The 8,840-nt window shown below is 61.9% G+C and carries 6 protein-coding genes; all 6 read right to left on the reverse strand.

Annotation, left to right across the window (positions count from 1 at the left end; genetic code table 11):
- Window positions 1-72 precede the first annotated feature (72 nt).
- The 6 genes from K419_RS0115625 to K419_RS0115655 all read right to left on the reverse strand — a co-directional run bounded on the left by K419_RS0115625 (window position 73) and on the right by K419_RS0115655 (window position 8,820).
- Window positions 73-1,893 carry a KUP/HAK/KT family potassium transporter gene (locus K419_RS0115625; RefSeq protein WP_026842405.1) on the reverse strand — a complete coding sequence of 607 codons (1,821 nt, stop codon included), beginning with the start codon at window positions 1,891-1,893 and terminating at the stop codon, window positions 73-75.
- Complete coding sequence (locus K419_RS0115630) at window positions 1,890-2,597, reverse strand: response regulator (protein ID WP_026842406.1); 708 nt, start codon at window positions 2,595-2,597, stop codon at window positions 1,890-1,892. Before K419_RS0115630 ends, K419_RS0115625 begins: the two co-directional genes overlap by 4 nt.
- Window positions 2,594-3,664 carry a sensor histidine kinase gene (locus K419_RS0115635; protein WP_026842407.1) on the reverse strand — a complete coding sequence of 357 codons (1,071 nt, stop codon included), beginning with the start codon at window positions 3,662-3,664 and terminating at the stop codon, window positions 2,594-2,596. The genes K419_RS0115630 and K419_RS0115635 overlap by 4 nt, the downstream gene beginning before the upstream one ends.
- A 665-nt stretch (window positions 3,665-4,329) precedes the next feature.
- Entirely contained in the window at window positions 4,330-5,985 is a 1,656-nt protein-coding gene (gene hcp / locus K419_RS0115645; RefSeq protein ID WP_026842409.1) for a hydroxylamine reductase, read from the reverse strand.
- Between the two features lie 196 nt (window positions 5,986-6,181).
- Window positions 6,182-8,293: a methyl-accepting chemotaxis protein gene (locus tag K419_RS0115650; protein WP_026842410.1), complete on the reverse strand. Its 2,112-nt coding sequence runs from the start codon at window positions 8,291-8,293 to the stop codon at window positions 6,182-6,184.
- Between the two features lie 173 nt (window positions 8,294-8,466).
- On the reverse strand, window positions 8,467-8,820 hold the full coding sequence (locus tag K419_RS0115655; protein ID WP_012529598.1) for a hypothetical protein: 354 nt from the start codon (window positions 8,818-8,820) through the stop codon (window positions 8,467-8,469).
- Window positions 8,821-8,840 lie beyond the last annotated feature (20 nt).

Consider the following 8,840-nt stretch of genomic DNA (forward strand, 5'->3'; position numbering starts at 1 on the left):
GCTAGGAAGCGAGGCAGGAAAAAGCGATGGGGCAAAGGAAGGGGGCCGGTTGGAAACGGCCCCCTTTTTCAATCACATCTCCACCCGGGTCACGACCCCTTGGAGCTTCGCGGGGGGAAGGTTGTGGAACTGCACGAAGTTGGGAGTCTGCCGCTTGATGGTGGCGAAGAGCTTCCAGACCGGGTTGTCGGTGACGATATCCTCGACCCCGTAAAAGATCACCTTCTCCTGAATCCCGTTTTCCTTCAAGACCGCCTCGATATCCAGAATCTCCAGGTAGCCGGCCTTGATCTCGATGGCGTCGAGCCCTACGGAGAGGTCGCGCTTCAAGTCGACCTTCAGGCCGTACGGCTCGTCCGTGCGCAGGATCGAGATCAGGACGTTGCGCTCGTAGATGATGTTGCTGCGGATGATGCAGTGCACCAGATAAGGGGGAATCACGCTCCATTCCTTGACGAAGAAAAGGGAGGTGCCGGGTATGTTCTTTTCTTTCGCGTAGATCTGGCGGTAGGCGACGTCGAAGGTGTCGAGGTCCAGCGGCTTGAGCGCGCGGTACAGGGCGCGCTGCCCCCGGGTCCAGACCATGATGATGCAGAAGGGGATGGAGCCTAACACGATGGACCAGTAGCCGCCGTGGGGGATCTTGTTCAGGCAGGAGAGGAAGAAGATGAGGTCCACCACGGTCACCGCGACCGCCAGGGGGACCTTCCACTTCTTGGTGGTGCGGGAGAAGATCATCACCATCATGATCCCGGTGATGGTCATGGTCCCGGTGACCGCCAGCCCGTACGCCGCGGCCAGATGCTCGCTCCTTTTGAAGTACAGCATCACCACGAGGACGGCCAGCATCAGGATCCAGTTGACCGAGGAGAGGTAGATCTGCGACTTCAGGTGCGTCGAGGTGAACTCCACCCGCAAGAGGGGAAGGATGCGGGTGGTGATCCCCTGGTAGACCACGGAAAAAACGCCGCTGATCATGGCCTGCGAGGCGATGACGGTGGCGAGCACGGTGAGGATCAGGAACGGGATGTAGAGAAACGGGGCCTGGTGCTGCACCATCCCGAAGAGGTAGTTCTTCGCCTCCGGGTGGCTGAGCAGGAAGACCCCCTGGCCCAGGTAGTTGATCACCAGCGCGGCGAAGGCGAAGTACCAGGCGCGCAGAATAGGCCTGCGCCCCAGGTGCCCCATGTCGGCGTAGAGCGCCTCGCCGCCGGTGGCGCAGAGGATAACCTCGGAGAGTACGAAGAACCCTCCCAGGCCGTGATGCAGCATGAAATCCAGCGCGTAGTAAGGGTTGATGGCGCTCAAGATGGAGGGCATGGAGCTGATGGAGGCAAGGCCGGAAAAGGCGAGCGCCCCGAACCAGACCACCATGATGGGGCCGAAGGCCCCCGCTACCTTGTCGGTCCCCTTCGACTGCGCGAAGAAAAGCCCCACCGCGATCACCGCGGCGATCAGGATCAGCTCACCCTGGCCGGTATGCTCCAGGCCGGGTATCAGCTCGAGCCCTTCCACCGCGGAGAGGATGGAGATGGCCGGGGTGATCACCCCGTCGCCCAAGAGCAGGCAGGCCCCAAGGTATGAGAGGAAAACCACGAAGGCGAGCTGCCGCCCCGGCTTCAGCATCCGGACCAGGATCTCCTTGAGGACGATGGTCCCCCCCTCCCCCTTGCGGCTTAGGCTCATGGCGAGCCAGGCGTACTCGGCGCTGACCAGCAGCGTCATGGTCCAAAAGACGAGCGACAGTATCCCGAAGACGTTCCCGGGCGTTGCGGGGGTGAGGGCGAAGATCACGGTGAGGGTGTAGATCGGGCTGGTGCCGATGTCCCCGAAGACGAGCCCCATCGCCTTGACGATGCCGCTCCAGTAGGATTGGGGCGCCTCGTTTTTCATGGTTGCGCCTGCTTGAACCGGTAGCCTACCCCGGGCTCGGTGGTGATGTGCCTGGGGCGCGAGGGGTCCCGCTCGACCTTCTTCCTCAGGTTGCTGATGGTGACCCTGAGCACCTGGGGCTGATCCTGGTACGCCACCCCCCAGATCTGCTTCAGGATCTGGCTGTGGGTTATGACCTTGTCCGCGTGGGTGATGAGCAGGCGCAAGAGGTCGTACTCGGTGGGCGTCAACTGGACCTCGGCTCCCTCCACCGTCACCCGGCGCAGGTTCAGGTTCACCGTGAGGTCGCCGCTTGAGAAGACCGGCTCTGAGAGCTGCACCGCGGAACGGCGCAGGGAGGCCCTCATGCGGGCCAGCAGTTCCCCCACCCCGAAGGGCTTGGTGAGGTAGTCGTCGGCCCCGGCGTCGAGAGCCGCCACCTTGTCGTCCTCACGCTCGCGCACGGAGAGGACGATGATGGGGACCTGGGACCACTCGCGGATGCGGCGGATCACCTCGATACCCTCCAGGTCGGGAAGCCCCAGGTCCAATAGGATCAGGTCGGGCCTCAAGGCCGCGGCGGCGGATAGCCCGCCGTGCCCGGAATCGGCCTCGTGGAGGATGAATTCATCCGAGGAGAGCGCGGAATGCAGGAAGCGGCGGATGGCCGCCTCGTCGTCGATGACGAGTATGCGCTGCCCGGTCGCCTCTTGGCTCTCTTTCATGGCTCCTCTGCTCCTTGCTGCAACGGCAAAAGGATCTCGACCGCGAGCCCCCCCTCCGGGCGGTTCCTGGCCGCGATCCTTCCCCCGTGCGCCTCCACGATCCCCTTGCAGATGGAAAGCCCGAGGCCGGTTCCACCGGTTTTCTCGGGGACCTGCACCCGGTGGAATTTGTCGAAAATATGGGAGAGTTCCGCTTCCGGCGCCCCCGGGCCCCGATCGGCGACGGTCAAGGAGAGCCAGGCGCCGGTGACGCGCGCCTCCACCTCGATGCTCCCTCCCGGAGGGGCGTACTTGTTGGCGTTGTCCAAAAGGTTCACCAGTACCTGGGTCATCAGCACCAGGTCCAAGGGAACCAGGGTGAGCCCCTGCGGCAGCTCTACCTTCACGTTGCGGTCCCCAAGCCGGCTCTCCATGGCCGAGATGGCGCAGCCGATGAGTTCCTGCAGGTCGCACGGCTCGATCCTCGGGCGGAGCGCCCCCGCCTCCAGGCGGCTCAGGTCGAGGAGGTTTCCGACGAAACGGTTCAGCCGCTCCGCCTCGTCGTTTGCCGTCTCCAGCAGATCCCGGCGCGCCTCGGGGGAGAGGCGCCCCCCCTCTTCCTTCAAGGCCGAGAGCGCCCCCTTGATGGAGACGAGCGGCGTTCTCAGGTCGTGCGAGATGGAATTCAAGAGCGCCCGTTCCAGGTTCTCCCGGGCTTGGAGGATCCTCGCCTTTTCCGCCTCGTGCGAGAGCCGCTCGCGTTCCAGGGACTGCTCCCTCACCTTCGCGACCAGCGAGCTTATCATCACCCCTACCACGAAGAAGCCGAGGAAGGTAACCAGGTACTCCTTCTCCGCTACGCTGAAGGTGAGCCGAGGGGGAACAAAGAAGAAGTCAAAGGCGAGGACGCTGGAAAAGGCGGTCGCTATGGCGGGACGCCGGCCGAGCTTGGCGGCGGCCGCCACGACAGCCAAGAGGTACACCATCACCATGTTGGTCGGGATCAGGTGCGGCCGGACCAGTTCGCAAATGGCCGTGGCGCCGGCGACGAGCAGCAGGCTGATCAGGTAACCCCGTATCGCGACCACAACTTCCCCTTCTCTTCTAAAATGTATCGCTGGAAAAACCTGAAGAGCGTATCAGCTTTGCGACTGGATTTCCAGTCAAAGGAGCTGACAATGAATCGCGGTCTGTGAATGGGGGAATGCGCCTTACTGTGACAGGTGAGGTTTCTGGGGGACTTTGAGCAGCATCCAACTCTGTGTCGTCGCGTTGAAGACAGGGACCTCCCCCTTGGCGTAACGTGGAGGAGCTATCGGAGTGAGGGCATCAACCCTTTCCAGGTCCCGCTCATCCAGAAAACCTTCGCCTTGATAGACACCGCTCTCGGGGCTGAAATAAAAGACTCTCATAACGCTCACCTTGATATAGAACACGCCTGCTGTTGCACGGACTTCGCCTAGTATCAGGGTAGAGCAAAGGGTGTAAATTTTGCGTTAAAATGCGGGCCAGAGGGATAAAGATTTCGTAAAGAAACGAGGAGAGGGGGGGCCAGGAAGGGGGGGGGCGCGGGAAGAGACAAAAAAGGGTTAGCCCGCGCAGGCTAACCCTTTTCTTTGATCTCGTTGTTCTCGTTCCCAAGGTCCACCTTGGGAACGCAATGCCGAGGAAGCTCCAGCTTCCTCCGTGCCCAAAGCTGGAGCTTGGCTTGCCTTGGGTTCCCAAGCTGGAGCTTGGGAACCAGGGAAAGAGACTAGGCACCGAGCGCGTGTTGCAGGTCCTGTTCAGCGGTGGTGATGGGACCGAGATCGTAGTTCTGCACCAGGAAGTCGAGCACCGCCGGCGAGACGTAGGCGGGAAGCGAGGGGCCTAAGCGGACCCCCTTGATCCCCAGGTGCAAAAGGGTGAGCAGGATGACGTGCGCCTTCTGCTCGTACCAGGAGAGGATCATGGAGAGCGGCAGGTCGTTCACCTGGCACTGGAAGGCGTCCGCCAGGGCCACCGCGATCCTGATGGCGGAGTAGGCATCGTTGCACTGCCCCACGTCGAGGAGCCGCGGGATGCCTCCTATGTCGCCGAACTGAAGCCGGTTGAAGCGGTTCTTGCCGCAGGCAAGGGTGAGGATGACGCAGTCCTTGGGGACCTTCTCGGCAAGTTCGGTGAAGTAGTTGCGGCCGCTTTTGGCGCCGTCGCAGCCGCCGATCAGGAAGAAACGGCGTATAGCGCCGTTTTTGACCGCATCGATGACGGGGCCGGCCACCTTGAAGACCGCCTCGTGCCCGAAGCCGACCAGGATCTCCTGCCCCGGGTTCTCCGGCAGGTCGGGAAGCGAGAGCGCCTTGTCGATCACCGGGGTGAAGTCCCACCCCTCCACGTGCGGAACGCCGGGCCACGCCACCTCGCCCCAGGTGTAGAGGCGGTCGGTGTAGCTTGCCTCCGGCTTTTGGATGCAGTTGGTGTTGAAGATGATGGCGCCGCTGAAATCGGGAAGCTCGCGCGCCTGGTTCTGCCAGGCGGTGCCGAAGTGGCCGGCGAAATGGGAGTACTTACGGAGACCGGGGTAGCCGTTGGCGGGAAGCATCTCCCCGTGGGTGTAGACGAAGATCCCCTTCCCTTCGCTTTGCTTCAGGAGTTCCTCAAGCATCGGGAGGTCGTGGCCGGAGACCACGATCCCCTTGCCGCCGCGGGTGCCGAGGTTAACCGGCATCGGCTCCGGGGCCTGCAGGCGCTCCTCGTGTCCCTGGTACAGGAGCTCCATGGTGCGCAGGTTCATCTCGCCGCACTCAAGCGAGAGGGCGACGAAGTCCTGCAGCGTCGCCTGCGGGTTGGTGGTGGCCGCAAGCGACCGGTGGATGAAGGCGTAGATCTTCTCGTCCTCCTTCCCCATCTCGGTCGCGTGCCAGGCAAACGCCCCCATCCCCATGAGACCGTAGATCAGGATCTCGATGGTGGAGAGGATGTTCGGGTCCTGGTGCCAGGTGAGGACGCCGTACTGGCGCCCCTGGTCGATAAGCGCCTGGGTGTCGCCCGCCGGGGTCCAGGTGGCGGGGCCGTCGGTGATCTCGGGGGCTGGTCCCCCCTTTTGCCGTTGATGGGCGTCCTGGTACAGCGACTTCGCCCTTTCCTTCATCTGGAAGCATTTCTGCAGCCGCCTCGCGATGTCATCGGGGTCGAAGTTGACGTTGGTTACCCTGGTGAAAAGCCCGTCCAGCATGAAGCGGTCCACTTCCTGGTCCTTCTCCCCCAACTCGCGCGCAAGGTTAGCGTAGACCGCCGTCCCCTTGAGCCCGTGGATCATCAGGTCGAGCAGGGCCGATACCTGCGGGTCCTTGCCGCAGTTACCCATCACGTCGCAACCCACGCCGCGGGCCGCCTGTTCACACTGTCTGCAGAACATCGCCTGTGCCATGTCACATCCTCCCTTAGATTAGGTTTTTACAATCCAGAGAGTCTTGCAGAAAAGAAAGGTATTTCAAGAAAGTTTGCGCCGCAGCGATTTTTGGGGGGACGTTTACTGGAAGAGCCGTAAAGGGAGGGGATGGGAGAGGGGCGGAGGTGAGGGAGGTGGTGCAGCCGAAAGTTTCCGGGGACGTGCGCCTGGCGGGTCAGACGGTAAAGACGCCTACCCTCTCGCTCAGGCTGTGGGAGTGGTCGTTCAATTCCGAGACCCTTTCGTCCAGGCTTTTCGCCACGGTCATGTTGGCGATCGCCTGGCGTCTTACCTCTTCGATGATCTCGATGATCCGGTCGGATGCGCTCTCCTGTTCGGACGTGGCGCCGGCCACCGTTTTCAGGCTTACCAGCGTCTCCATGATCGACTGCGAGATCTTGTCCGACTCTTCTGCCTGCACCGAGACCATCTCTTTCATCGATCTGATCAGGTCGCGCATCTCGCCGGTGGCCGTGATGATCCCCTCGGAGATCTCGCGCTGCTGCACGGTGTTCTGGTTGATCTCGTTGGCCATGGCGCTTACGTGCTGCATCGCGTCGGATACCATGCCGATCCCGGTGGTCTGCTCCTTCGCGGAGCGGGCGATGACCAGTGCGTTGTCGAGCGACTGTTCCGTGCGCAGGATGATCCCCCTGAGCGCCGTCTCCGCCGCTTGAGAGTCCACCACACCGGCATCGACCTCGGCCGCGCTGCGGCGTGTAGCGGTGACCGCCGAAGAGGTAAGGCGCTGGATGGCCTGCACCATGTCCGCGATGTCGTTGGTGGAACCGGTAACCTGCTGAGCCAAAAGCCGGACCTCTTCGGCCACCACGGCGAAGCCCCTGCCGTGCTCACCCGCTTGCGCCGCGAGGATGCTGGCATTGAGCGCTAGGAGCTTGGTGCGATCGCTGATGTCGTTGATGATCTTCACCACGCGCCCTACTTCCTCGGAGACCGGCACCAACTCGTCCATCGCTTTGATGGTGGCGCTGACCTCGGTGCGTATCCGCCCCATCCCGTCTTTGGTCTGGCAGATGGCGGCAAGCCCCACCACCACCGCCTCCTCCTTGACCGCCCGCGCCAGTTCCGCCTGGGCCTCGGATCTCCCGTTGATCTCCTTGGCGACGGCGCTTACCTGCAGCGCGGAAGCGGCGACCTCTTCCGCCCTGCTGGTGACCGACGCCACGTTATCCGCCACCACCTGGAAAGAGGTGAGGTTTTTCAGCATCGCCTCCGTGGTCTGATCCGCCTTCGCGTCCAAGTGATGCGTTTTGCCGGCGATGTCTTGCATGGTCGCCGAGATCTCACCCGCGGAAGAAGAGATGTTGACCATCGAGGCCACCACCTCCTCGGTATCACAGGTGATGCTGCGGATGGCCGCGTCGAGCTTCTCGTTGGCTGTCACCGTTTCCTCCACGGCTTCAGCCTGATGCTCCGCGGTGTTCCGGATCTGTTGCGACGCCCCCTCAAGCGTACCCGCCGTGGTGGCGAGATGTCCCGATACCACCGAGATGTCGGTAATGGTCCCCTGGAGGTTCTCGGCAAAGCGGTTGAAGGCAAGGCAGAAGCTTCCCACCTCGTCGTCGGTTTGCACCGGCAGCCGCTTGGTCAGGTCGCCGCGCCCCGAGGCGATGTCGTTCAGCATGTCCCCCACCGAGCGCAGCGGCCGCATGATGCTGTTGAAGAGAAACCGCCCCCCCACGGCCAGCAGCAGGGAGACCGCGACCACAACCGCCACCAGCACGTTCTGCGAAAGCCGCTTCAGGCCGGCCGCCTCCGCCTGGTTCTTCTTGTAGGACGCGGTTATCTGGTCACCCAGCGCCGTCAACTGGGCGAGAAGCGGTTCGGCGTACTGATAGTCCATCTCTTCCATCATCTTCGGCAGGGCCGGGTCGCCGTACGGCAGTGCCATGATGGTAAGCGTCGTCCCGCGCGTTTTATCGTACAGCTCGTGAACCTGCGCAATGACAGCGCGTTCCGCGGGTACAAACAGCGGGAAGGCGTCGATCTGGGCGAAAATTGCTTTGACCCTTTTGTCCTGCTCCTCGAAGTGGTTCTTATAGCTGGAGCTGCCGGTGATGATATAGTCATTGCCCGGCATGACGGACTTATAGGCTGCCAGTTCAAGAGTGGAGACAAGATGAAGTTTAGTAGCTTCCTGAGTGAGGAATTGCAGTTGGTGGTTCAGGCGGCTCTGGGTGACCAGAGAAACCGCTCCCAGCATGAGGACCAGCAGGCAAACGATGAAAACACCTATCTTGAACTTGGCTCTGATTGATACGCCCATCAGGTCGGAACTCCTTAGCGGGGATGGTCGGGAAATTGGGCAGTGCGGCGTGCAACACCTCACCAAGAGTTATCGGCATCTAACCTCAATTCTGTAGTTCTCTAATACGTCTTGAAAAAAAATGAAAGCAAGGATTTGGGAGGATGTCTTCAGAGAGAGCGATTTCGTCGCCGTTACCGCCAGGCAGTGCAGTAGCCCCAGTAGCTGCCGGCGCCGACCACCAAAAGCAGCAGGACGTGTTTTATCACCAGCATCCTGCGCCGCGTCCGTTCAGCTTCGGGGCCGTAAAAATTGTTGACGTAGGTGAAGCTGCGCATCCCGCCGGTGGCGAAGATGGCGGCGGCAGCCCCCACCGTGTTCCAGAAGAAGAACCGCTCGATACCGGAGAGGATCACGGTCACCTCGGGGATCCCTCCCCGGAAACCGTGCAGCAGGTAGATCGCTATCAACGCCGAGAGCCAGTAGCCCGTGGCGAAATCGTGGATGAAGCCGTTCAGCACGATGGCTGCCTTCTTGATCGAATCCATGTTGCTCCAGAATCTTGTCC

Origin of the sequence: Citrifermentans bremense R1 (genome assembly GCF_000426865.1) — a bacterium.
GTDB classification, from domain to species: domain Bacteria; phylum Desulfobacterota; class Desulfuromonadia; order Geobacterales; family Geobacteraceae; genus Geomonas; species Geomonas bremensis.

What these genes read in the sequence shown, in the direction of transcription:
- K419_RS0115625 (WP_026842405.1), bottom strand. Translation starts at nt 1,893, where the DNA reads ATGAAAAACGAGGCGCCCCAATCCTACTGGAGCGGCATCGTCAAGGCG.
- K419_RS0115630 (WP_026842406.1), bottom strand. Translation starts at nt 2,597, where the DNA reads ATGAAAGAGAGCCAAGAGGCGACCGGGCAGCGCATACTCGTCATCGAC.
- hcp (WP_026842409.1), bottom strand. Translation starts at nt 5,985, where the DNA reads ATGGCACAGGCGATGTTCTGCAGACAGTGTGAACAGGCGGCCCGCGGC.
- K419_RS0115650 (WP_026842410.1), bottom strand. Translation starts at nt 8,293, where the DNA reads ATGGGCGTATCAATCAGAGCCAAGTTCAAGATAGGTGTTTTCATCGTT.
- K419_RS0115655 (WP_012529598.1), bottom strand. Translation starts at nt 8,820, where the DNA reads ATGGATTCGATCAAGAAGGCAGCCATCGTGCTGAACGGCTTCATCCAC.